Source organism: Hyphomicrobium sp. CS1BSMeth3, from assembly GCF_900117415.1.
Taxonomy (GTDB): domain Bacteria; phylum Pseudomonadota; class Alphaproteobacteria; order Rhizobiales; family Hyphomicrobiaceae.
This window is the reverse complement of the sequence record NZ_FPEI01000006.1, coordinates 1,078,935-1,102,520: the sequence shown is the minus strand read 5'-3', so window position 1 is coordinate 1,102,520 and position 23,586 is coordinate 1,078,935. Positions and strand designations below refer to the sequence as shown.

General features: G+C 65.5%; 23 protein-coding genes. 10 read left to right on the top strand and 13 right to left on the bottom strand.

Features of this window, described 5'->3' with window-relative positions:
* Nucleotides 1–9: 9 nt before the first annotated feature.
* The 4 genes from mnhG to CS1BSM3_RS20220 all read right to left on the bottom strand — a co-directional run bounded on the left by mnhG (nt 10) and on the right by CS1BSM3_RS20220 (nt 1,888).
* A complete protein-coding gene (gene mnhG, locus CS1BSM3_RS20235; RefSeq protein WP_072390103.1) occupies nt 10–381 on the bottom strand; it encodes a monovalent cation/H(+) antiporter subunit G in 372 nt (123 codons plus the stop codon).
* Complete coding sequence (locus CS1BSM3_RS20230; protein WP_072390100.1) at nt 378–656, bottom strand: MrpF/PhaF family protein; 279 nt, start codon at nt 654–656, stop codon at nt 378–380. The genes mnhG and CS1BSM3_RS20230 overlap by 4 nt, the downstream gene beginning before the upstream one ends.
* Nucleotides 656–1,129: a Na+/H+ antiporter subunit E gene (locus CS1BSM3_RS20225; protein ID WP_072390097.1), complete on the bottom strand. Its 474-nt coding sequence runs from the start codon at nt 1,127–1,129 to the stop codon at nt 656–658. Before CS1BSM3_RS20225 ends, CS1BSM3_RS20230 begins: the two co-directional genes overlap by 1 nt.
* 255 nt (nt 1,130–1,384) lie before the next feature.
* Nucleotides 1,385–1,888, bottom strand: coding sequence for a cupin domain-containing protein (locus CS1BSM3_RS20220; RefSeq protein ID WP_072390094.1), 504 nt, complete (start codon nt 1,886–1,888; stop codon nt 1,385–1,387).
* 291 nt (nt 1,889–2,179) lie between these two features.
* On the opposite strand from CS1BSM3_RS20220, the gene CS1BSM3_RS20215 reads away from it, so the two are divergent.
* A complete protein-coding gene (locus tag CS1BSM3_RS20215) occupies nt 2,180–2,770 on the top strand; it encodes a DUF4337 domain-containing protein (RefSeq protein WP_072390091.1) in 591 nt (196 codons plus the stop codon).
* 33 nt (nt 2,771–2,803) lie between these two features.
* Here CS1BSM3_RS20215 and CS1BSM3_RS20210 read toward each other — a convergent pair whose 3' ends face one another.
* Complete coding sequence (locus tag CS1BSM3_RS20210; protein ID WP_072390088.1) at nt 2,804–3,853, bottom strand: fumarylacetoacetate hydrolase family protein; 1,050 nt, start codon at nt 3,851–3,853, stop codon at nt 2,804–2,806.
* Nucleotides 3,854–3,883: 30 nt separating this feature from the next.
* Complete coding sequence (locus CS1BSM3_RS20205) at nt 3,884–4,891, bottom strand: FAD-dependent oxidoreductase (RefSeq protein ID WP_072390084.1); 1,008 nt, start codon at nt 4,889–4,891, stop codon at nt 3,884–3,886.
* Nucleotides 4,892–5,011: 120 nt separating this feature from the next.
* On the opposite strand from CS1BSM3_RS20205, the gene CS1BSM3_RS20200 reads away from it, so the two are divergent.
* Nucleotides 5,012–5,551, top strand: a complete 540-nt coding sequence (locus CS1BSM3_RS20200) for a GNAT family N-acetyltransferase (RefSeq protein ID WP_072390082.1) — start codon at nt 5,012–5,014, stop codon at nt 5,549–5,551.
* A gap of 10 nt (nt 5,552–5,561) precedes the next feature.
* On the opposite strand, the gene CS1BSM3_RS28115 is transcribed toward CS1BSM3_RS20200, so the two are convergent.
* From CS1BSM3_RS28115 to rimO, 3 genes are all read right to left on the bottom strand, one after another.
* Complete coding sequence (locus CS1BSM3_RS28115; RefSeq protein WP_143149300.1) at nt 5,562–6,149, bottom strand: hypothetical protein; 588 nt, start codon at nt 6,147–6,149, stop codon at nt 5,562–5,564.
* A gap of 6 nt (nt 6,150–6,155) precedes the next feature.
* A complete protein-coding gene (locus CS1BSM3_RS20190; RefSeq protein ID WP_072390076.1) occupies nt 6,156–6,569 on the bottom strand; it encodes a hypothetical protein in 414 nt (137 codons plus the stop codon).
* Nucleotides 6,570–6,794: 225 nt separating this feature from the next.
* Nucleotides 6,795–8,126, bottom strand: coding sequence for a 30S ribosomal protein S12 methylthiotransferase RimO (gene rimO / locus CS1BSM3_RS20185; protein ID WP_244540638.1), 1,332 nt, complete (start codon nt 8,124–8,126; stop codon nt 6,795–6,797).
* 171 nt (nt 8,127–8,297) lie between these two features.
* Here rimO and CS1BSM3_RS20180 point away from each other — a divergent pair, with 171 nt between their 5' ends.
* Entirely contained in the window at nt 8,298–8,759 is a 462-nt protein-coding gene (locus CS1BSM3_RS20180) for a GNAT family N-acetyltransferase (RefSeq protein ID WP_072390073.1), read from the top strand.
* Nucleotides 8,760–8,764: 5 nt separating this feature from the next.
* Here the strand turns inward: CS1BSM3_RS20180 and CS1BSM3_RS20175 are convergent, their stop codons facing one another.
* Both CS1BSM3_RS20175 and CS1BSM3_RS20170 read right to left on the bottom strand, forming a co-directional pair.
* Nucleotides 8,765–9,412 carry an FMN-binding negative transcriptional regulator gene (locus tag CS1BSM3_RS20175; protein WP_072390070.1) on the bottom strand — a complete coding sequence of 216 codons (648 nt, stop codon included), beginning with the start codon at nt 9,410–9,412 and terminating at the stop codon, nt 8,765–8,767.
* Nucleotides 9,413–9,437: 25 nt separating this feature from the next.
* Nucleotides 9,438–12,200 (bottom strand): valine--tRNA ligase, encoded by a 2,763-nt coding sequence (locus tag CS1BSM3_RS20170; RefSeq protein ID WP_072390067.1) that lies wholly within the window; start codon nt 12,198–12,200, stop codon nt 9,438–9,440.
* A gap of 187 nt (nt 12,201–12,387) precedes the next feature.
* On the opposite strand from CS1BSM3_RS20170, the gene CS1BSM3_RS20165 reads away from it, so the two are divergent.
* The 4 genes from CS1BSM3_RS20165 (at nt 12,388) to CS1BSM3_RS20150 (ending at nt 16,135) form a co-directional block, all read left to right on the top strand.
* A complete protein-coding gene (locus CS1BSM3_RS20165; RefSeq protein WP_072390064.1) occupies nt 12,388–12,603 on the top strand; it encodes a ferredoxin in 216 nt (71 codons plus the stop codon).
* Between the two features lie 10 nt (nt 12,604–12,613).
* Nucleotides 12,614–13,816, top strand: coding sequence for a cytochrome P450 (locus tag CS1BSM3_RS20160; RefSeq protein WP_072390061.1), 1,203 nt, complete (start codon nt 12,614–12,616; stop codon nt 13,814–13,816).
* Nucleotides 13,817–13,886: 70 nt separating this feature from the next.
* A complete protein-coding gene (locus CS1BSM3_RS20155; protein WP_072390058.1) occupies nt 13,887–14,900 on the top strand; it encodes a radical SAM protein in 1,014 nt (337 codons plus the stop codon).
* Nucleotides 14,901–15,322: 422 nt separating this feature from the next.
* Nucleotides 15,323–16,135, top strand: coding sequence for a YkgJ family cysteine cluster protein (locus tag CS1BSM3_RS20150; RefSeq protein ID WP_072390055.1), 813 nt, complete (start codon nt 15,323–15,325; stop codon nt 16,133–16,135).
* A gap of 47 nt (nt 16,136–16,182) precedes the next feature.
* Here the strand turns inward: CS1BSM3_RS20150 and mscL are convergent, their stop codons facing one another.
* Nucleotides 16,183–16,593, bottom strand: coding sequence for a large-conductance mechanosensitive channel protein MscL (gene mscL / locus CS1BSM3_RS20145; protein ID WP_072390052.1), 411 nt, complete (start codon nt 16,591–16,593; stop codon nt 16,183–16,185).
* Nucleotides 16,594–16,905: 312 nt separating this feature from the next.
* Here mscL and CS1BSM3_RS20140 point away from each other — a divergent pair, with 312 nt between their 5' ends.
* Complete coding sequence (locus CS1BSM3_RS20140) at nt 16,906–20,406, top strand: hybrid sensor histidine kinase/response regulator (RefSeq protein ID WP_072390049.1); 3,501 nt, start codon at nt 16,906–16,908, stop codon at nt 20,404–20,406.
* Nucleotides 20,407–20,422: 16 nt separating this feature from the next.
* On the opposite strand, the gene CS1BSM3_RS20135 is transcribed toward CS1BSM3_RS20140, so the two are convergent.
* Nucleotides 20,423–21,076, bottom strand: a complete 654-nt coding sequence (locus CS1BSM3_RS20135; RefSeq protein ID WP_072390046.1) for a response regulator — start codon at nt 21,074–21,076, stop codon at nt 20,423–20,425.
* A 293-nt stretch (nt 21,077–21,369) separates the two neighbouring features.
* On the opposite strand from CS1BSM3_RS20135, the gene CS1BSM3_RS20130 reads away from it, so the two are divergent.
* The gene (locus tag CS1BSM3_RS20130) at nt 21,370–21,630 is read left to right on the top strand and encodes a DUF4212 domain-containing protein (protein ID WP_072390043.1); all 261 of its coding nucleotides are present in this window, start codon (nt 21,370–21,372) and stop codon (nt 21,628–21,630) included.
* 80 nt (nt 21,631–21,710) lie between these two features.
* Nucleotides 21,711–23,552: a sodium:solute symporter family transporter gene (locus CS1BSM3_RS20125; RefSeq protein ID WP_072390040.1), complete on the top strand. Its 1,842-nt coding sequence runs from the start codon at nt 21,711–21,713 to the stop codon at nt 23,550–23,552.
* Nucleotides 23,553–23,586: the final 34 nt, after the last annotated feature.

Sequence of the window (23,586 nt, the reverse complement as noted above, 5' to 3'; positions counted from 1 at the left end):
TGAAGCCTTCTATGGCAGCCTCCCTTCGTCCGAGCCCGCGTTGCCATCCGTCTTGCTGGCGCTGAGGCGGTCCCGCCGATCCTCCTCGAGCTCGGGTTTTACGCCGGCGTGCAGTGCTGCCTGGGCCAATGCGTGCGTGATCACCGGACCGGTGAAGAAGAAGAGCAGCAGGATGAAGAGGAGCTTGAGCGTCACCTGGGTCAAGCCCGCCTGCAGCATGAGGCCGGCGAAAAGGGCGCCGGCGCCGACAGTCTCGATGACGCTTGCCGCGTGCATGCGCGTATAGACGTCGGGCAGGCGCAGGACGCCGATCGCCCCCGCAATTATGAAGCCTGACCCGATGAGGATCAGCACCCAGCTCGCGACATCGAGGAAGATCAAGCCTCGTCCTCCTGCTCATCGTAGGCGAGATCGCCGTGGCGGAAGAACTTCAGGATCGCGAGCGTGCCGATCAGGTTGAGAACGCCGTAGGTGAGCGCGACGTCGAGGAATTCTGGCCGCCCGTTGAGAAAGCCGAGAACCGCAACCAGGATGATGGCGAGCGTCCCCACGGAGTTGCCGGCGAGAACGCGATCGAAGACGGTCGGGCCCTTGATCACCCGAACGACGACGAGCACCAGCGCCGCGATGACGGCGAGCATGGCTGCGGCGAACATCAGCCTCCCCTTTCGAAGCGTGTCACGCGCGCGTCCATACCACCCTCTTCGAGGTCGAGCGCGCCGCCGCGCTCCAGCGCGTGGACGGTGAGGATATTGCCTTTCGCGCCGGTTGTTATGGTGCCGGGCGTCAGCGTGATGGAGTTCGCGTAGGTCGCGATCCCAGCGGCCGAGTGCTGGCTGGCGACCAGGCGGGTCATCGCAGGCGAGATGCTGAGCCGTGGCCGCAGAATGACCTTGGTTACATTCCAGCCGGACTTGATGATCTCCCACAGAAGCCAGGGCCAGTAGGTGGAGGCTGCCGGGAAGAGGTGCGCGGGATAGCCCTCGGTGTCGATGAGCTTCATGCGGCGCGAGGCATAGAGCACGAAGAGCGTGCAGATCAGGCCGCCGATGAGCAGGAAGGGCTTGAAGTAGCCGGAGAGCGCGAGCCAGAAGAGGTAGAGGATGACGCCGAAGGAGATCACACGCATGTGGCGCCGCTCCCGTAGGTAGAGGCGCACGTCCGGCTGTAGAATGTGCTCCGCTTGGCCACCGCCTCATGAGCGGGGGTGGCTCCCTCGTCTCGCATCGCTTCCTCCCCAGGGCGCGATTGTCACGAGTTAGTTACCTAGCGGCATTCTCACGCTGCGGCAACCCTCGGGCGAACGTAAGTATTCACAGTCCATCGACACTGCAGGTGTCGATGGACTGGTTGGCGGGTGCTGCGGAAGTCAACGCGACGATGGTCAGGCCACTTTGATATTCGAGCGCTTCACCGTGTCGAGGTTCTTGCCCTCGATGCGGATCAGCTTGGTGGCGGCATCGCGCTTCGGCGAATGGACGGCGCCAACGTCGTAGAACTTGGCCATGCCGGGCTCGAGCTTGTAGGTCCGCACCGCCTCGACCAGGGAAGGATCCTCGCCCGAGCCCTTCTTGATGATCTTCCAGTCGGTCATCTCGGTGACGCCCTCGGCCTGGCCGTAAATGGCCCAGCTCGGACCATGATCATGCGCGGGGGAGGTGGCGGCGCCTTCGTAGGTGTGGGCGCAGACGCAGAAGCCGGTCTCGGGATCCTCATAGATGACCTCGCGGACCTTCATGTTCGGCCGGCTGAAGTTCAACTGGAGGAAGTCTTTGTCCTTGAGGGCCTTCTCGACGAGCGTGACGACTTTGGGTCCGGCCTCTGAAACGGGACCGGACTTGAGCGTCGAGCGGATGTCGTTCGCGAGCGCTTCGAGCGTGTAGGCCATAGTTTCCTCCTCGGAATCGGCAAATTTCTGAAATCCGGTTCCGTCCAACCGGGTCGCGTGGAGCATAACGGTGGTGCGCTATCCAGCCAATAGGGCAGGCGCGCCCGGGCGGCAGACCAGCCCTGTCGGAGAGCGTGGAGCGAGCCTGTCTCACGCCCGTCGTGCCTACGCCGAACGATCAGCTTGCCGTTGATGCCGGGCGGCGGCGGAGCCAAGACTTCGCGCGTGCAGCGGCGTGCGCCGGAGCGTAGAAGGACGGCGGGCTGGGTACGGCTTCAAACTGGGGGTGCCATGTCGATTGATGATGTTCGCGATGAGCTGGCCGGTGACAATGCACGCAACAAGTGGATCGGGGTGTGGATCGGCGTCCTCGCGGTCCTCCTCGCCGTCTGCGGCGTGGGAGGCGGCAACGCGACGAAGGATGCCAACCGCGCCAATATCGACGCCTCGAATACATGGGCGTTCTTCCAGGCGAAGAACATCCGGCGGACCAGCTATATCCTCGCCGCCGACGAGCTCGAGCTCACGCTGCTCGCGCAGCCCGGCCTGGCTCCCGAGGCAGCGCAGGCGATCAAAGCCAAGATCAGCGCCTGGCGGGCGACCGCGGAGCGCTACCGAAGCGAGCCGGACACGCGCGAGGGGCTGACGGAGCTCTCGGCGCACGCAAAGGAGCTCCAGAGCGAGCGCGACGTGGCGCTGCGCAAGGACCCCTACTTCGATTTCGCGGGAGCGCTCATCCAGATCGGCATCGTGCTGGCGTCGGTCGCGATCATCGCCGGCACAAGCACGCTGCTGCTTGCGAGTTTCGCTGCTGGTGGCCTCGGCACACTGCTGATGCTGAACGGCTTCTGGCTGTTCGTCGCAGTGCCGTTTCTCGGGTAGGGGAAGCGGGCGAGGGGCGCATGGATACGCCCCTCAGCCCGCTCCTTCATGCCGCACGATGACCTGATCGATGGCGCCGAAGATGCTTGCGCCTGTGGCGTCCCGCATTTCGAGCTTCATGCGGTCGCCAAACCGGAGGAAGGGTGTCTTGGGGGAGCCGGCCAGCAGCGTCTCGACGACGCGTACCTCGGCGAGGCAGGTGTAGCCGGCCCCGCCCTCGTCGACAGGCTTGCCGGGACCGCCATCGAGCTTGTTGGAGACCGTTCCCGAGCCGACGATCGTGCCGGCGCCGAGGCGGCGCGTCATGGTCGCGTGCGCGATCAGGTCCGCGAACGAGAACGTCATGTCGATGCCGGCATTGGGACGGCCGATCAGCTTCCCGTTGATGCTGGCGAGCATCGGAAGATGCACCTTGCCCTCGCGCCATGCCGGACCAAGCTCGTCCGGCGTTATTGCAACCGGCGCGAATGACGAGGCGGGCTTGCCATGGAAGAAGCCGAAACCCTTGGCGAGCTCGTCCGGGATCAGATTGCGCAGCGAGATGTCATTGACGAGCGCGATGAGACGCACATGGTCCAGCGCCTCGGCCGACGTCACGCCCATCGGCGTGTCACTCAGGATCACAGCGAGCTCGCCTTCAAGATCGATGCCCCAGGCTTCGTCCGCGACCGGGACCGGCTCCATGGCGCCGATGAAGACATCCGAGCAGCCCTGATACATGAGCGGGTCGGTGTGGAAGCTCGCAGGCATCTCGGCGCCGCGCGCCTTGCGCGCCAGCTCCACGTGATTGATGTAGGCGGAGCCGTCCGCCCATTGATACGCGCGGGGTAGCGGCGCCATCGCATGACGCGGCTCGAAATCGAAGAGCGGAAGACGGGCCTCCCCGCCATTCGTCGTTGCGTCGTTCAGCTCGGCAGAGACGCGCTCAGCCGGCAGTACGTACGTGTCCCAGTCGTCGAGGAGCTGCTGGAGTGTCCCGAGACCGGCGACGGTGTCGGCTGCGCGCACTGCCTTCGTGAGATCGTGCGACACGATCACCAACTCGCCGTCGCGCGTGCCATTGCGGAGTGTTGCGAGCTTCATGGGCCTCTCCTTGCCGGCAGCGCCCGAGCTTCAATCTACGTCCAGAATTGGATGCGCGGCGCCGGTCTCGAGATAGGTGGCGGCAATCTCGGCCATGACGGGGGCCAGCAGGTAGCCATGGCGGAAGGCACCATTGACCAGGAGACGGCGGCCCTTGGCGACAATACGGGGGACATTATCCGGGAAGGCGGGCCGCACGCCAGCCGATAGCTCCAGGATCTCGGCCTCGCCGAAGCCCGGATGGAGCGCGTAGGCCGTGCCGAGGAGGTCGAGCGCCGAGCGCACGGTGACGGGGCCCGCATCCTCGCGCTCGATCACGGTCGCGCCGATCATGTAGCGGTTGTCGCTCCAGGGCACGACATAGAGCGCAAAGCGCGGATGCAGGAGCCGTATCGGGCGCGTGAGCTTCACTTCGCGGCTGCGCAGCACGGCCATCTCACCGCGCACGCCGCGTAGTGTCGGCAGGTCCTCGCGGGCCGCTAGACCGCGGCAGTCGATGACGACGCCGCCATCACTGCCGGCGCGCCAGATGGGCGCCGGCACGGCGGAGCCAAAATGCAGCGTGCCCCCGAGCCGGCGGATCTCGCCCGTCAGGAAGGCAAGAACCAGGCGCGGCTCCATGTGGCCCTCGTCGGGGTACCAGAGTGCGCGGCCAAAGCGCCCGCCAAGCTCCGGCTCCAACTCGCCAAGTGTCGAGCCATCGATGGCGCGGTGGCCTTCGGTCATGCGCGCGAAGCGGGCAAGCTCACCCTGGTCACGGGAGGCCGCGACGACGAGGCTGCCGTTCATGACGATTTGCGGGACGGCCTTGCGCCAGAGCGCCAGCCCGCGCACGCCCAGCTCCTGGACGATCGGCTCGGCGCCTTCGGCCTCGCAATAAGGGGCCAGCATGGCGCCGGCAAAGCGGCTCGCGCCGCCGGTCTCGGCCTCGCTCATGGCCTCGTAGAGCGTCACGTCATGGCCGCGCCGGGCCAGCTCGTAGGCCTGCCAGAGCCCGAAAATACCACCGCCGACGATTGTTGCAGAGAGCCGGGTCACTGAGCGCTCGCTTTGCCCAAGAGTTCTGCCGGTGGCATAGCACCACGGGGGGCAAGTGGCGAGAAGCCGTTCGGCGTGCAAAGCTGTGCCGCAACTGGCGGCGGCGAGGGGAAGGGGAGCATGGTGCGGATCGAGCCGCTCGGTGATGATGCAACATCAGAGACGCTCGCCGGCATCGAGCGGATTTTCTTTGCCTCAAGCCGGCGGCAGAGCTTCGCGAGCGAAGCCGAGCGCAGTGCATTCAGGGAGCAGTGGCTTGGGCGCTATCTGCTGCATGACCGCCAGCATGCGTTCATCGCGCGCGCCGAGGACGGGACCATTGCCGGATATCTGATCGGGTCCGTCGATGATCCGGCCGTGGCTCCGCGTTTTACGGATGTGGGCTTCTTTGCCGAGCTGGCCGATCTGACGGAACGGTTTCCAGCCCACCTCCACATCAATCTCGATGCCGCGTGGCGCAGCCGAGGCATCGGGGCGCAGCTCGTCGGAACCTTCGCCGAGCACGCTGCCGCGCTGGGCGCGCCCGGCGTCCACATCGTCACGGGGGCCGGCGCACGCAACGCGCGCTTCTATGAGCGCTGCGGATTTGCGCCACTGCGGGAGCTGGATTGGCACGGCTCCGCGCTGCTGTTCATGGGGCGCGATCTCGCGAGCGGATAGGCCCTACCCGCTACCAGCAGACATCCCCGGTGATCTCGCCTCGATCGCCCCAGTAGCGGCAGAAGTCCGGCGACAGCAGACCCCGATCCGGCGTGCGATGAATAGCTCGGACCGACACGCTGTCTGGCGGTGCTGGTTCATTGACGTGGACGTAGAACGGATGTGGCCGCTTGCGATGAGCATACGGGCCATGGTGCTTACGCTTGGGATTGGGAGGGCGCACCACAGTGCGAGGGGCGAGGGGCTGCCCAGGGCGCACTCTGGGCTGGCCGATAACGGGTCTGATGCGGTCGACCTGGCTCGGCCGGAAGGTGCGCAGTTGGCCGGCGCCCTGATGGAGCGCGCCGTGTTTGCCGCGCGCCTGAATGATGAGCGAAACGTCCCCGCGCTGGGCTTCCATGCCTGCGGGCGACAGCGGGGCTGCCTGTAGAATTGTCGTGTACGCCACTCCGGTCGCTCCGAGGAGGACCGCAATTGCTGCCTTCTTCATGGCGAGTTGCTCCAGGCTAATCAACCATAGGTTGAATGATTCGCCATGGGTTGCGCAAACAAAAAGCAGGCGCAGCGTTGGCTGCACCTGCTCATTGTCACTCGTCATGAATGATCAGCAGTAGTCCCAGTAGCCCTGGCGCTCATAGGGATCGGCCCAGTACCAGCAAAGGCCGGGAGCCGGCGGAGCGCTGGAGTAAGCGTAGTAGGCCGAACCGGCGAGTAGCGCGCCGATGGCGATGCCGCCGACGATGGTGCCGTAGTACGGACGGCGATGCCAGCGCCTCTGGACGAGGTGATTGCGGTGCCAGCGGCCGTAGCCGTCCGGCCGATAGCCGCGCGAATGCATGCGGGGCGGCGGACCACGGCGCCCATCGCGCCAATCTCCGCGCTGCACGTCGATTACGATCGACTCGCCGTTCAGCGACGCGCCCTGTCCCGGCGCGAATACGGCAGCATTGGCCTGGCTTGTCAGTGCAAAGCCGGCCCCAGCGAGCGCGAACGCGGCCGCCATGAGTGTCTTCTTCATGTATTTTCCCCTGATTAGAGCCGCCGAAGAGGGTTGGCGGGGCCCCCGGCCTTAAAATGCCGATACGACCTTTCTCTCCCCATACATCCAGCGGTCTTGCGTCAGAATGATGGCCCTAAGCTGAATGGCACCTAAGCGCCCCATGCGGGAGCTGTGCAATTCAGTCATGGCATTCAAACGAAAGGTGATTGTTGCTTCCGTCGCCGAGGCTGGCGAATCGCGATTTCACGAGCCCGTGATCGCTTCAGCCCACAGATCATAGGAGTCCGCCGCAATGATTTTGACCTGGACGAGGCTCCCCGGCTCGAGGCCTTCGGCGTCATTGAGGAAGACCGAGCCGTCGATCTCGGGGGCATCCCAGATGGAGCGTCCGACAGCACCATCCTCGTCCACTTCGTCGATCAGGACCTGCACGGTCCGGCCGACGCGCGCCGTCATGATCTCCTCGGAGATCTTCTGCTGAGCCTGCATGAGGCGATGCCAGCGCTCTTCCTTGACCTCCTCAGGAACAGCGCCTTCGAGATCGTTGGCCGTTGCGCCCGCCACAGGCTCGTACTTGAAGCAGCCGACGCGATCGAGGCGCGCTTCGCCGAGCCAGTCGAGGAGCTGCTGGAAGTCTTCCTCGGTCTCGCCGGGAAAGCCGACGATGAAGGTCGAGCGGATCGCGAGATCGGGGCACGTCTGGCGCCACGCGGCGAGGCGGTCGAGCGTCTTGGCGCCGGCGGCCGGGCGCCGCATGGCCTTCAGGACATTCGGGCTCGCGTGCTGGAAGGGAATGTCGAGATAGGGGAGGATCTTCCCCTCGGCCATGAGCGGAATGACGTTGTCGACGTGCGGGTAAGGATAGACGTAGTGGAGGCGCACCCAGGCGCCGAGATCGCCCAGTGCTTTTGCCAGATCGAGGAAGCGCGCGGCGAGCGGCGCGCCTTTCCAGGGGCTCGTTGCGTACTTGAGATCGAGGCCGTAGGCGCTCGTATCCTGGCTGATGACGAGCAGCTCCTTCACGCCCGCTTTCACCAGGCGCTCGGCCTCGGTCATGATGTGGTTCGCGGGCCGGCTGACGAGATCGCCACGCAACGACGGAATGATGCAGAACGTGCAGCGGTTGTTACAACCCTCGGAGATTTTCAGATAGGCGTAGTGGCGCGGCGTGAGGCGCAGGCCCTCGGGCGGCACGAGATCGAGGTAGGGGTCGTGCAACGGCGGCACCGCGTCGTGCACGGCTTCCATGACCGCCTCGTACTGATGCGGCCCGGTGATCGCGAGCACGCCCGGATGGGCCTGTCGGATCACATCCTTCTCGACGCCATAACAGCCCGTGACGATGACGCGGCCGTTCTCCGCCATGGCCTCGCCGATGGCGTCGAGGCTCTCCTGCTTGGCGGAGTCGAGAAAGCCGCAGGTGTTCACGACGACGACATCCGCGCCGTCGTAGTTGGGGGCGATCTGGTAGCCCTCGGCGCGGAGGCGCGTGATGATGCGCTCGGAGTCGACCAGCGCCTTGGGACAGCCGAGCGAGACGAAGCCGACCTTCGGCGGGGCCTTGATCTTGCGCAGGCGCGGGCCGGCTGCCGCCTTGGGCAGCGGTTTCTTTGCGGATTTGGCGACGCGACGGGAGGGGATCTGGCTCATGGCGCGGGCTTGTAGCCGGTCCGGTCGCGCTTGTCATGGCGCAAAGGGGCGCGCCCAGGATACATGGTTCAGGCCAGAGCAGTCGTGGAGGAGCCCATGAGCGGGGATGCGGTCATTCGGCAAGGCGTCGATGCGGATGCGCCCGCGATCCTGGCTCTGACACGCGCGGCCTATGCCAAATGGGTGCCTGTCATCGGCCGCGAGCCAACGCCAATGCTCCGCGACTATGCCGAAGTCCTGCGCCAGGACCGCGTAGACCTGCTGTACGTCGATGGGGCACTAGCAGCCATCGTGCATACTGTCCGGCAGCCGGATCATCTGGAGATCTACAACCTCGCCGTTGCGCCTGACTGCCAGGGGCGAGGTTTTGGCCGGCGACTGCTGGCCCACAGTGAGGTGCTCGCCGCATCGCTCGGCTATGACGAGATCAGGCTCTATACGAACAAGGCCTTCGCCGAGAACATCGAGATCTACTTGCGGGTCGGCTACGAGATCTATGCGGAGAAGCCCTTCAAGGAGGGCTTCACCGTCTACATGAAGAAGCCGGTCGCGAAGTAGGCAGCTCAGTCCTTGCGCGCTTTCTCGGCTTCGCTGGCGACGAGATCCGCGACCTTGGCATCGCCCTCGTCGCCCCGCGCCTTCAGGCCGGCGACGACACCTTCGCGGTCCGGGATCTCGCGGTTCTGGCTCATCTTGGCCTTGCCTTCGAGCCGCTCGATGGTGAAGCGCATTCCGACAATGCCGCGCGACATGACCTCGATGTAGTTGCCAGGCGCATCGCTCGTCGCCCACGGTGTGGCGGTGCCGGCCTCCTGCTGATCGGTCAGCTCGCTCACATGGCGCACGAGCCAATCGCGGTCATCGACGATCTCCGCGGTCCCATGCGCGTGCACGACGGCATAGTTCCACGTCGGCACGACTTTGCCGTGCGCGGCCTTCGATGGATACCAGCCGGGCGTGATGTAGGCCTGCGGGCCCGTGTACATGAGTAGGCCGCGCCCGTTCTTGGCGATCTCGCGCCAGTGCGGGTTGGCGCGCGAGACATGGCACTCGACCACGCCCAGCGCGCCTTCCGACTTCAATTTCGTCGGTAGGTGCGTGACCTCGTAGCCGGCGTCGCTCATGGTGATGAGCGCGGCAAAGGGATAGGCGCGCATGAGTGCGTGCTGCTCCGCGACATCGCCCAGCTTGAAGTGCTCAGGTACGTACATGACCTCTCTCCGTGCGGAGGTGTTTTCAGGCCGCAGCCTCGACGCGCGCGAGTGCGGCCTTGAGTTTATCCTGACGAGCCTCGAAGTCCGACTGACGCTCGCGCAATTCATCGATGACGTCTTCGGGCGCCTTGGCCATGAACTGCGGATTGGTGAGGCGGTCCGTGACTTTCTTGATCTCGCTCACGGTCTTGTCGATCTCTTTGGAGAGCCGCTTCGCTTCTGCATCCATGTCGATCACGCCGGCGAGCGGCAGCGCCGCGACCGTCTCGCCGACCACGATCTGCGCCGCGCCCTTGGGCGCTGATGCCTCGAAGGTGATCGTCTCGAGCCGCGCGAGGCGCTTCAGCGTCTCGTCATGGCGCTCGGCGCGCGCGCGTGTATCCGCGCTCGCGTTGACGAGCACGAGCGGCACTTTGGCGCCGGCCGGCACGTTCATTTCAGCGCGCACGGAGCGCACCTCCGAGACGAGCGACACGACCCAGCCGATTTCGGCATCGGCTTCGGGATCGGAGAGCCCGAGCAGGCGCGGCCACGGCGCGAGCGCAAGCAGCGTCTCGCGCTTGGGGCCATACTCGCCGGTCTTGGCCCACAGCTCCTCCGTGATGAACGGAATGAACGGGTGCAGCAACGGCAGGATCTGGTCGAGCACCCAGGCTGCCGCCGCCTGCGTCTCGGCCTTGGCGTCCTCATCGGCGCCCGTGAGCAGGGGCTTCGCCAGCTCGACGTACCAGTCGCAGAAAATGCCCCAGACGAATTGATAGGCCGCGCCCGCCGCCTCATTGAACTTGTAGGCCTTAAGGGCGCTCTCGATCTCGCCGGCCGCACGCTCGGTCTCGCCGGCAATCCAGCGATTGAGGCGGTGTTTGATCTTTTTCGGATCGAAGCCCGCGACGCGCCGGCACTCGTTCATCTCGAGGAAGCGCGCGGCATTCCAGAGCTTGGTCGCGAAATTGCGATAGCCTTCGACGCGCGCCGTCGTGAGCTTGACGTCGCGGCCCTGTGTCGTCAGCGCGGCGAGCGTGAAGCGGAGCGCATCGGCGCCGTACTTGTCGATCAGCTCGAGCGGATCCATGACGTTGCCGAGCGTCTTCGACATCTTGCGGCCCTTCTCGTCGCGGACGAGGCCGTGGATGAAGACGTCGCGGAACGGCACCTCCTTCATGAAGTGCGTGCCCATCATCATCATGCGGGCGACCCAGAAGAAGATGATGTCGAAGCCCGTGACGAGACAGCTCGTCGGATAGAAGCGGCCGAGCTCCCTCGTCTCCTCTGGCCAGCCGAGCGTCGAGAAGGGCCAGAGTGCGGACGAGAACCACGTGTCGAGCACGTCCTCATCGCGCTTCAGCGCGACGCTCTCGCCGTAGTGCTTCTTGGCCTGCTCGGCGGCTTCGGCCTCGTCGTGCGCGACGAAGTGCTTGCCGTCCGGGCCATACCACGCCGGGATCTGATGGCCCCACCAGAGCTGGCGCGAGACGCACCAGGGCTGGATGTTCTCGAGCCAGCGGAAGTAGTCGGCCGCGTACTTGTCCGGGACGAACGTCGTCTTGCCGGCGCGCACGGCCTGCATGGCGGGCTTCGCGAGTGTCGCTGCATCGACGTACCACTGGTCCGTCAGCCAGGGCTCGACGACGGCGTCACCGCGCTGGGCGTGCGGGACGGCGTGCGTGTGCGGCTCGATCTTCTCGAGGACGCCCAGCGCCGCGAGATCCGCGACAACCTTCGCGCGCGCAACGAAGCGGTCGAGGCCGCGATAGGCTTCCGGCGCGTTCTCGTTGAGCTTCGCCGTGGCGTCCATGATGTTGATGACTTCGAGACCAGTGCGCTTGCCCACATCCCAGTCATTGAAGTCATGGGCCGGCGTGATCTTCACCGCGCCCGTACCCTTCTCGGGATCGGCATAGGTGTCGCCGACGATCGGGATCTCGCGCCCGACGAGCGGCAGGATGGCTTTCTTGCCGATGAGGTGCTTGAGCTTCTCGTTGTCCGGATGGATCGCGACGCCGGTATCGCCGAGCATGGTCTCGGGGCGCGTCGTGCCGACCGTCACGAACTCATTGAGGCTGCCCGCGATCGCATAGCGGATGTAGTACATGTGCCCGTTGGGATCGCGCGCCAGAACCTTGGCCAGCGCTGCGCCATCGAACGCAACTGGGTTGCCTTCCTTGTCCTTGAGGTCCGGCGACCACTTGAAGGTGCCCGTGTGCTCGCGCTGCTCGACTTCGAGGTCGGAGATGGCCGACTGGAACTCCGGGTCCCAGTTCACGAGGCGCTTGTCGCGGTAGATGAGCCCCTGGCGATAGAGGTCGACGAACACCTTGAGGACGGCCTTCGACAGGCCCTCGTCCATGGTGAAGCGCTCGCGGCTCCAGTCGCAGGAGGCGCCGAGGCGCTTCAACTGGTTGAGGATGGTGCCGCCCGATTGCGCCTTCCACTCCCAGACCTTCTCGATGAAGGTCTCGCGGCCGAGGTCCTTGTAGTGGATCTGGCGCTCGGCGAGCTGGCGCGAGACGACGAGCTGCGTCGCGATGCCGGCGTGGTCGGTGCCCGGCTGCCAGAGCACGTCCTTTCCCAGCATGCGCTGGTAGCGGCAGAGAATGTCCTGGAGCGTGTTGTTCAGCGCGTGCCCGATGTGCAGCGAGCCTGTCACATTCGGCGGCGGGATGACAATGCAATAGGTCTCGGCCCCGGCGCGGTCCGGCCGGCCGGCCTTGAAGGCGTTAGCCGCTTCCCAGTCCGTGTGGACGCGCGCCTCGATCTCGCCGGGCGAATAGGTCTTCTCGAGCATGTCTGAGCCGTATCTGTCATCGTGAATTGAAGTGGCCGGTCCTACGCTTAGCCGCTGCTGCCTGTCAACGTAAGGGGCGCTCCCCGGAGCGGGCCAAAACAGTGCTCAGTCCAAGGATGGGCTTGCGCGAGCCGGCGCAGAGGTAGACCATAAGCATTCTAAATAAGCAAAATAAGGAGGAAACGTCATGACGGGAGGGAAGGTCGTGCGGGTCCGGGTCGATCCGGAGAAGTGCCAGGGGCACAACCGCTGCAAGGCACTGGCGCCGGCGCTCTTCGAGCTCGACGAGTACGGCAACTCCAAGGAAATCGGCGACGGCATCGTGCCCGAGGATCAGCTCGAGGCCGCCTATCTCGCGCGGGCCAACTGCCCCGAGATGGCCGTCGAGATCATCGAGGAATAGGGAGGCGCCTATGGCTCAGGACACGACGCGTACCCGCCCGCCGGTCACCGACTGGACCACGGATTGGGATCACCTCGACCCGAACTGGCGCGACAATCCCTATCCCATCTGGGACGACCTTCGCGAGAAGTGCCCGATCGCGCACACCAAGCGTTTCCTCGGCGCCTACCTGCCGACGAGCTATGCCGCGGTGAAGGCCATCGCCTACGACACCAAGAGCTTCTCCTCCCGCCGGGTCGTCGTGCGCGAGGTCCGGCCCGAGCCGCCCATGCCCTCGCCGCCGATCTCGTCTGATCCGCCACATCACAAGCCGGCGAAGCAGCTCCTGCTGCCGCCCTTCACGCCCGACGAGATGAAGAAGCTCGAGCCGCGGGCGCGGGCCATCTGCAATGAGCTGATCGACAAGTTCATCGCCGATGGACGCTGCGACGCCGCGCAGATGTACACGCGGCATATCCCGGTCCGCGTCATTGCCCATATGCTCGACGTGCCGGAGAGCGACGGCGACCAGTTCATCCAATGGATCCACGAGATCCTGGAGCTCGGCATTACGAACGACGAGATCCTCATGAAGGCCGTGCACGAGATGAGCATGTACTTCGCGGGGTATGTTGAGGCGCGAACGAGGAAGCCCGGCGACGACCTGATCAGCCGCATCATCATGGCGCGCCAGGACGGAAAGCCACTGCCGCCGCAGGAAGTGCTCGGCATGATCCGCCTGCTCCTGATTGCCGGGATCGATACAACCTGGAGCGCCATCGGCTCGAGCCTCTGGCATCTCGCGAAGACACCCTCCGATCGCCAACGCCTCATCGACGAGCCCAAGCTCATGCCGACGGCCATCGAGGAGTTCTTGCGTGCCTATGCGCCTGTCACCATGGCGCGCGAGGTCGTGCAGGATACGGTCATCGAAGGCTGTCCGATCAAGGCGGGCAATATGGTGCTGCTGTCGTTCCCGGCGGCGAACCGCGATCCCGCCATGTTCCCCGAAGCCAACAAGGTCATCATCGACCGCCAGGAGAACCGCCATTCGGCCTTCGGGCTCGGCATTCATCGCTGTGTCGGCTCGAACCTCGCACGCCTCGAGATGACGGTCGCCATCGAGGAGTGGCTGAAGCGCATTCCCGAATTCCGCCTCGATCCGGCAATTCCGGTCACGTGGTCGGAGGGGACCGTACGCGGGCCGCGGCAGCTGCCGTTCATTTTCGGCTAAGGCTGGCAAATAAAGTCAATGTGAGTTTGTCGCGCGGGGCGCCATGGTAGCGTTCTGCGAAGGAAGAACAATGCCGGGAGGTGCGCGCGTGGCGCTGGTCGATCCTGAAAGACTAGCCGAAAAGGCAAAGACCGATCAGGCCAAGTTCCAAAATCCAGACTGGACGGCGCGCGGCGAGCGGCGCGCTACCGTTGGATTGGAGACATTGCAGACGCTTTGGTTCAATACCGGCACGCTCTGCAATATCACCTGTCGCAACTGCTACATCGAATCGAGCCCGAGCAACGATCGGCTCGTTTATCTGACGGCCGATGAGGTGCGCGCCTTCCTCGACGAGATCGCGCAGGACGATCTCGGCACGGTCGAGATCGGCTTCACCGGCGGTGAGCCGTTCATGAACCCCGATATCATCCCGATGCTGGACGCGGCACTGGCGCGCGGCTTCGAGGTTCTCGTGCTGACGAACGGCCTCCAGCCCATGCTTCGCCCGCGCCTCAAGAAGGGCCTCCTCGGCCTGCGCGCGGCATATGGCAACTGCCTGACCGTCCGCGTCAGCCTCGATCACTACACACGACAGCTCCATGAAGCCGAGCGTGGTCCGCGCACGTTCGCCAAATCGCTCGAGGCCATCGACTGGCTCTCCAGGGAGGGCTTCAAGACGGCCATCGCGGGCCGTACCTGCTGGAGCGAGCCCGAGAGCGACATGCGCGCCGGCTATGCCGCGCTCATTGCCGAGCGCGGTTGGCGCATCGATACGGAAGATCCGCACGCTCTCGTGCTGCTCCCTGAGATGGACGGCAGCATCGACGTTCCCGAGATCAGCGTCGGATGTTGGCAGATCCTCGGCAAGAAACCGGGCGACCTCATGTGCGCGAAGAGCCGCATGATCGTGAAGCGGAAGGGCGAGGACCGGCCGACCGTCGTGCCCTGTACGCTGCTTCCCTATGAGCGGGCCTTCGGCATGGGCGCGACGCTCCGCGAGGCCGCGGTGGCCGATGGCGGCATGTTCGACGAGGGCCGCGTGAAGCTCTGCCACCCACATTGCGCGAAATTCTGCGCGCTGGGCGGCGGAAGCTGTTCCTGATCGCGCCGGATGCGCGATCAGGGCCGCGTGCCTCTGGCATGACCCTGTAGCCCGACCTAGGGACACCCCCGCCCCCGTCTTTTGTGGACTTGGAGCGAGCCGCCGGCGCAACAGGTCCCTTCTCCCCGTCCTATACGGGGAGAAGGTTAGGATGAGGGGCGGCCACGTCGCCGACGTTTGGGTTTGCCGCCGCCCCTCACCCCGACCCTCTCCCCATTGAAGGCAATGGGGAGAGGGGGAAGTGGGGCGCAATGCACGAGCGCTGTCGCTCTAGCCGCCGCGGGCATGGCGCGACGACCCGAGGCGACAGCACGCCTTTGCAGCAGCCCACGACCAACCGAATAAAGCCCCGTGCTCGCGTGCAAGGCCCGAACCTTGTAGGCTCGGGAGCACGCGCGAGACCGGAGGGAGCCGGAGGAGGAATGAGCGAAGTTTCACGACAGCAACGCCGACGCGAGATCCGGGAGCGGATCAAGAAGGGCCACCAATTGCTCGGACAAGGTCTGCCGCTGCAACCCAGGGCGTCCGAGATCGTCGCCGTCGCGCAGGTGGTCAGGGCCAAGCTCGAGGAGGCGGGCAATGCGCGGCGGGCGGGCGAAGCCGCCGAAATCGCGCAGAGCCTTGCCGAGAGGTCCCTCGCCGCGCGACCGGCGACCAAGCAGCAGATCGCCTGCAAGCGAGGCTGCAGCTATTGCTGCTATTCCTTCGTCGCCATCACGCCGCCGGAGGCCTTCCGGCTCGCTGCTGCCGTGCGCAGCGGTGAGGCCGGCGGCATGTCGGTTGATGCCGTCCGCGAACGCGCGAGACCTCTTATCGGCGTGAGCCCCAAGGACAGGATCGGCGGAAAGCTCGCCTGTCCGCTGCTCGTCGACGGCGCCTGCTCGGTCTATCGGTTCCGCCCGCTCGTCTGCCGTCAGGCGACGTCGCTCGACGTCGCCGTTTGCCTCGACGAATTCGAGGGACGCAATCTCAATGCCCGCATTCCCATCTCGGGCGTGCACATGCAGCATGCAGGAAGTGCCCACATCACGCTGCTCGGCGCCATGCGCGCGGTGGGCTTTTCGACGGATGCGCTAGAGTTCGGCGCCGCACTCGATGCGGCGCTCAGCGAGCCCGATGCCGAAGCGCGATGGCTGCAAGGCGAGGACGTCTTCGGACAAGTGCCGCGGCAGGTGACGCGCGAAATCCAGCTCGAGCACGCCATCACCCACGTGGCATCCGCGCTTGCAGCCTGAAAGGGCCCGACCCCGGCCGGGCCCTTAGGCAACCCTGAGCGACTGCTCTACTTCTTGACCAGGGCGTCGCGGATTTCCTTGAGATACTGCTCGGAGGGCGGCGGAGGTGGCGGCGGGGCGGCGGCCTTCTCCTTCTCGAAGCGCTCGCGGAGCATGTTGATGCCCTTGACGAGCATGAAGACCGCCCAGGCCACGATGAGGAAGCTGATCACATTGTTGATGAACACACCGATGTTCATCGTCACCGCTTCCTTGCCCGCAGCAGCGGCGCGAAGGGGGATTTTGATATCGGAGAAGTCGACGCCGCCGATCAGCATGCCGATGGGCGGCATGATCACGTCCTTGACCAGCGACTGAACGATGGTGCCGAAGGCGCCGCCGATGATGATGCCGATGGCCATGTCGAGGACGTTGCCCTTGAGGGCGAATTCCCGGAATTCGTCGAGGATTTTCTTCATGGGGTGGATGCTCCGCGTTGGTCGATGCTCCGAGGCCGCCAATATGGAAGTCGTCCGCTGCCGTGAAACCGCGTCCGGCGGCAAAACAGTCTTGCCGGCAGGAGATGCGACTCGCGAGATGCACGATAGGGGTGGATCGCCGACAAGGTAAAGAGGGGCGCACGGAGCATCGCGGCAGGCCGGCGAGGCGCGAGATATCCTCGCCGAATGGATAAGCCATAAGGTCCACGGCTCTGTTGCGTGCGCTCAGAGCACGAAGCAAGATGCGCTCTCGCCGTCGGCAGCGCGTCTTTCCAAAGGTGCGGCACAAGCATGATCGAAGCCTGGCAGGTCCTGACCCTGGCACTCGGCTATGTCGGCCTGCTCTTTGCCGTGGCTTGGTTCGGCGATCGGGTGATCCGCTCGCGCAAGGGCGGCAGCGGCAGGCCGATCACCTATGCGCTGTCGCTCGCCGTCTACTGCACATCGTGGACATTCTTCGGCAGCGTGGGTCTCGCTGCGGCGAGCGGCTATGACTTCATTCCGGTCTATCTCGGCCCGATCCTGATGTTCGTGTTCGGCGTGCCGCTGATCCTGCGCATCGTGCGGATCGCCAAGAGCCAGAACCTCACCTCCGTCGCCGACTTCATCGCCGCACGCTACGGCAAGAGCCAGGCCGTTGCCGCCATTGCGACCGTGGTCTCGGTCCTCGGTGCGCTGCCCTACATCGCGCTGCAGCTCAAGGCGGCCTCGATCTCGATCGAGACCTTGCTCGGCCCGAGCCCGTTCAGGGAGCTCGCGGTCTTCGGCCTCGACACGGCACTTGTCATCGCCCTCGCGCTCGCCGTCTTCGCCGTGCTTTTCGGAACCCGCCACATCGATGCCACCGAGCACCAGGACGGCCTCATGCTGGCCATTGCGGCGGAGTCGCTCGTCAAGCTGGCTGCCTTCCTGGCTGTCGGCACGTTCGTGATCTTCGTCATGTTCGGCGGCGTGTCCGGCTTCATGGAGAAGGTGCGCGCGAGCGGCGAGGTCGCGAACATCTTCGCCAAAGGGCCAAGCGGCAGCACTTGGGTGACGGTGACGCTGCTGAGCTTCGTGTGCATCATTCTGCTGCCGCGCCAGTTCCACGTGACGGTCGTCGAGAACAACGCGGAATCGGAGATCCGTCGCGCCTCGTGGCTGTTCCCGACCTATCTCGTGCTCATCAACATCTTCGTCGTGCCGATCGCGATTGCGGGCCTGCTGTTCCTCCCGCATTTCAGCGTCGCGCCGGATATGTTCGTGCTGGCCCTTCCCATGTGGTCGAGTACCGACTCGCTCGCCATGATCGCGTTCATCGGCGGGCTTTCGGCAGCGACGGCGATGGTGATCGTCGAGTCGGTCGCGCTCGCCATCATGATCTGTAATGGCCTCATCGTGCCGTGGCTGCTGCGGCGCCGGATCGACGCGATCGCAGCCGACGTGGACATGAGCCGGGACCTCCTGCTCATCCGGCGCGTTTCGATCTTCGCAGTGATCCTGCTCGGGTACATGGTGCATCGGGCGCTGGGGCAAGTGCAGGCGCTGGCTGCGATCGGCCTCATCGCGTTCGCCGCCATTGCGCAGCTCGCGCCGGCCTTCTTCATGGGGCTCGTCTGGCGGCGCGGCACTGCCCGAGGTGCGATCGCAGGCATTCTCGTGGGTTTCGGCATCTGGGCCTATACGCTGCTGCTGCCGTGGGTGGCGCGCGCCGGCTGGCTGCCCATGAGCATTGTCGCCGACGGCCCCTACGGCCTCGGCTTTCTGCGCCCGCAGGCGCTTTTCTACCTTCAGTTCGAGCAGTTGACGCACGGCGTGCTTTGGAGCCTCATCGCGAACGTCACGACCTACGTGTTCGTCTCGCTGCTGCGCGCGCCCGAGCCCATCGAGCGCATGCAGGCACAACTCTTCGGCGCCAGCGATCCGCCGCTCGCCGAGCCGAACCCGTCCTTCCGTCTCTGGCGGACGACCGTCACGGTCGGCGATCTCAAGCACACGGTCGTGCGCTACCTCGGCAGTGAGCGCGCCGAGCGCTCGTTCGCCGAGTACGAGGCTTCGCGGGCGACGCCGCTGGTCGCGGAGGCCGAGGCCGACATCAACGTCCTCCGCTTCACGGAGCACTTGCTGACGAGCGCGATCGGCGCGGCCTCGGCGCGGCTCGTGCTGTCGCTGCTGTTACGACGGGGCAACGTCTCGGGGCAGTCGGCGTTGCGGCTTCTCGATGATGCCTCCGAAGCCCTGCAGTACAACCGGGATCTCCTGCAGTCGGCGCTCGATCAGGTCCGTCACGGCCTCGGCGTGTTCGACCGCGACATGCGCCTCATCTGCTGGAACCGGCAATACCGCGAGCTTCTCAATCTGCCCGAGGACCTCGTGCGGGTCGGCGCGCCGCTTGAGCACATTCTGAGGACGCGGGCATTGCGCGGCGATTTCGGCCCCGGCGCGCCCGAGGATCACGTCAAGGAGCGCTTCACGCGGCTTGCCGTGACGCGCGAGACATTCCTCGATCATCTGCTTCCCATGGGCCGAATTCTCGAAATCCGCACGGCGCCCATGCCGCAAGGTGGCATCGTCACCACCTATCTCGACATCACCGATCAGGTTGCTTCCTCGGAGGCGCTCGCGCGCGCAAACGAGACGCTGGAGCGGCGCGTCGCCGAGCGCACCGCGGAACTCGTTCGCGTGAATGAAGCGCTGAGGGAGGCCAATCTCGCCAAGACCCGGTTTCTTGCGGCCGCGAGCCATGATCTGCTGCAGCCGCTCAACGCGGCACGCCTTTATGCATCGAGCCTCATCGAGCGTGCGCTGCCCGAAGAGGCCCAGCGGCTGGCCCACAATGTGGATACCTCGCTCGATGCGGTGGAGGAGATCCTTGGCGCACTGCTCGATATCTCGCGGCTCGATGCCGGTAAGCTGGAACCGGAAAACCGCCCGGTCATCCTCGGTGAGATCATGTCCCAGCTCGCTCTCGCCTTCGAGCCGATGGCGCGCGCCAAGGGGCTGGAGCTGCACGTCGTTCCAACCCGCGCGCTCGTTCATTCGGATCCGCGGCTCCTGCGGCGCGTGCTGCAGAACTTGCTGTCCAACGCCATAAAGTACACCTCTCGCGGCAAGGTAATTTTTGGCGTGCGCCCGCGCGGCGATCGCGTCGAAATCCAGGTTTGGGATTCGGGGCCGGGGATCGAGCCGGCTCAGCAGGCGCTCGTCTTCAAGGAGTTTCACCGGCTCGCGGAGACCGCCGCGTCCGAGCGTGGGCTCGGTCTCGGACTGTCGATCGTCGAGCGCATCGGGCGCGTTCTCGAGGCGCCGATCAAGCTCCGTTCCACACCGGGCAAGGGGTCGCTCTTCTCTGTGAGTTTGCCGCGGGCCTCTGGCGCTGCCGTCCGCGCGCGCACCTCCGGTCTGCCGCCGGTCGTCGGCGAGATCCACAACTTGCGAGTGCTCTGCATAGACAATGAAGCCGACGTGCTCGACGGGATGCGGGCGCTGCTCGACGGCTGGGGATGCCGGTCGGTCATGGCGGCGAGCGCCACCGAAGCGCTCGAGCGGCTCGGCGAGATGGGTGGACCGCCGAGCGTGATCCTTGCCGACTATCATCTCCACGTAGGGACGGGCGTCGAGGCCGTGAAGTCGATCACGGCAGCCATGGGGCGGGAAATTCCCGCCGTCATCATCACCGCCGATCACTCGCTCGAAGTGCAGCGCGAGATCCGCGGCATGGGGCTCATCCTGCTGAGGAAGCCGCTCAAGGCCGCTCAGCTCCGCGCGATCCTCACACGCATCTCCATGCAGTTGCGTGTCGCCGCCGAATAGATCTGCCCGTGCGCGCCTAAGCCTTCGGACTGCGCCAGTCGCCTTCAATGCGGTTGATGGCGATGACGGCCTGCGTGCGGCTGTCGACGTCGAGCTTCTGGAGGATGGCCGAGACGTGCGCCTTGATCGTCGCCTCGGAGACGCCGAGCTGATAGGCGATCTGCTTGTTGAGCAGCCCCTGGCCGAGCATCATCAGGACGCGCACCTGCTGCGGCGTGAGGGTCGAGAGACGCGCCACGACCTCGTCGGCGTCGCTGTCGGCCGGGCGGGAGAGGTCGATGTCCGATGGCACCGAGATGCCGCCGCCGAGGACGGTTTCGACAGCCGCCCGGATCTCCTCGACGGACAGCGACTTCGGCACATAGCCCGAGGCGCCCACTTCCATGCACTTGCGGATGGTCTCGGGATCATCGTGGGCGGAGACGACGACGACGGGAATGTCGGGGTGCTGGGCGCGGAGAAGGAGGAGGCCGGACAGCCCCTGCACGCCCGGCATGGTGAGATCGAGCAGCACGAGGTCGGTATCGTGACGCCCCGAGATCAGCGCCTCGAGATCTCCGAGGGATGCCGCCTGATCGATGCGCCCGTCGGCAATGACTGATTGAAGCGCCTGGGTCAAAGCGCCCCGGAACAGCGGATGATCATCCACGACGATGATTCGAATTGCCATCAGCCGAGCCTCCACCGAGGTTGCCGGGCATTCAAGCGAGTCGTGTTTTCGCGTTGCTCGGACCGCGGCATCTTCAACAGGAGTGAGGTGAAGAACTAGCGCGTTTCCGCGGTCTTGGCTAACATTTGAGGCAGAGGCCGGGGAGCGGGGGCGCCCGTTGGCGAGGATGGGCGGCCGCCTGTGCAACCCGAGCCCGCCGCACGCCGACCACATTAGGCCGACATCTCTCGGGCCGGGGTGGCGCTGGACGTGACCGGAGCGGCGCACGGGGGTGACCTGAAGGAGAGTGGCGCATGATCGAGCGCAAGGAGCGCCGGCCCTACTGGCGGCATACGAAATGGCAGATGGTCGCGAGCCTTCTTCCGTTTCTCCTGGTGGTTCTCGTGCTGCCCTTCTATGCCGATCAGCTCAACAGCACACGAGTGCTGGGTTTCCCCTGGGGCTACTTCCTCCTCGCGCACGGGGTCGGCGTACTTGCATTGATTACCGTCGCCTCGTTCGCCAACCGGCAGGACGTCATCGACCGCTGGCACGGCGCTCACGAGGACGGCTGACGCGCAGTGAATTTTGAACCTGCTCGTGGCCGGCCGTCATAGTCAGGCGCGCCTCCCCCGAGAGCTGTTTCGGATACCGGATGTCCCTCACGCCAAGCCGCCACCTCGTCAATCCTCTGCTCGGTGTCTATTTCGGCATCTTCGCGAGCCTGCTCATCGGCATTGTGCTCATGGCGCTGATGCTGGAGCAGCTCGGGCTCGAGGACCACTTGCTGCGCGGCCTCATTTCGGGTGGGCTCGTGGCGCTGCTCGCCGGGCTTGCTCTCGCAACGCGCTCGAATGCGATCTTCGAGCTGCTCTATGCCGGCCGGCGTGTGCCTGCCGTGTTCACGGGCCTCACGCTGGCGGTGACGCTCCTCGGCGGCACGATGGTCGCGGCGCTGCCGGGGCTCTTCTATCTCATGGGGTTCGACGCGCTCTTCCTGACTGTCGGGATGACGACCGGGCTCGTCGTGTTCGCCATTCTGATCGCGCCCTATATCCGCAAGTCCGGCGCCTATTCCGTGCCGGCCTACCTCGGACTGCGGTTCGCGAGCCCGATGCTGCGCGTCGTTGCTGCCGCCATTGCGAGCGTCCCGCTGCTCCTGCTCATCGTCGCCGAGCTCAAGGTTGCGCTCATGGCCGGAAGCTGGCTGACCGAGCTTTCGCCGCTGGTCCTCACGATCGCGCTGTCGCTGGTGCTCGTGCTGGTCTTGGTGAGCGGTGGCATGCGCTCTCTGAGCTGGACCAGCGCCGCGCAGGCCATCGTCATGCTGCTGGCGGTGCTGATCCCGGTCATGATCATTGCCGTGCTCATGGGGCACCTGCCGGTCCCGCAACTGAGCCACGGCCGCATCACGCGCACGCTCCTGCGGGCCGAGTTCACGCAGGGCATTCCCGAGGTGCTCGCCGACGCCTTTGCCTTCGATCTTCCGGACAGGGGCTTCGAGGCGGCCACCCGGCGCTTTGCGACCGCCTTCTCGAATATCGGCCAAGGTGCCTTCGTGCTGTCGATCCTCGCCGTCATGGCGGGCGTGGCAGGACAGCCGACGCTCATCTCCCGCATTGCCGCGACGCCCGGCGTTTACGCAACGCGGAAGTCGGTGGCGTGGGCTATATGCATGATCGGGCTCGTGTTCCTGACCATGTCGGCGGCGGGCGTGTTTCTGCGCGAAACCATCATGTCGGACATTGCCGGCCTGCCGGCAGGCCAGCTCCCGAGCTGGGTTGCGAGCCTCGTCTCGCGCGAGTGGGCGTCGGTCGATACGGGTACGGCCCGGCTCGCGCTTTCCAGCTTCGCCATCCGGCGCGATGCCGCGCTGCCCGTCCTGGCGGTGGCCAACGAGGTGCCGACGGCGCTCGTCTATACGATCATCATGGGCGTGCTCGCAGCCGCCCTCGCAGCCGCCGCCACGGGGCTCGCGACGCTCGGCACGATCCTCTCCGAGGACGTTGTCAATGGCCCCCAGAGCGAGCTTGTGGTCGATGGCGTTCGCCGGACAGTTCTGCGGCTGGCCTTTGTCGCGCTGACCTTCTTTGCCGGTTGGATGGCGCTGGTAACGCCGGGTGATCCCCTGGAGTTCCTGCTTTGGTCGCTGACACTCAGCGGCTCGACGATATTTCCGGTCCTGCTGCTGTCCATCTGGTGGAAGCGGTGCAATGGTTGGGGCGCCATGCTCGGGCTCCTGGCGGGGTTCGCGGTGGCCCTTGTCAGCATTTTGAGCGGTGAGTTCGCCGGGTTCGGTCTTGCTGGCCCAATGGCCGCCGTGGTCGGCGCACCCGCGGCACTGATCGCCATGGGCGTGGGCAGTCTGCTGACGCCACCGCCGGGCAGGCATGTGCTGGAGCTCGTGCGGGATTTGCGCGTGCCGGGCGGTGATACACTCTATGATCGCGAGGTTCGCCAGGTTCTGGTCGAGCGGCGTCGGCAGATGGGTGGCTAGGACGACGGTGCCGCCCGGGCGCGCAGTCAGGGAG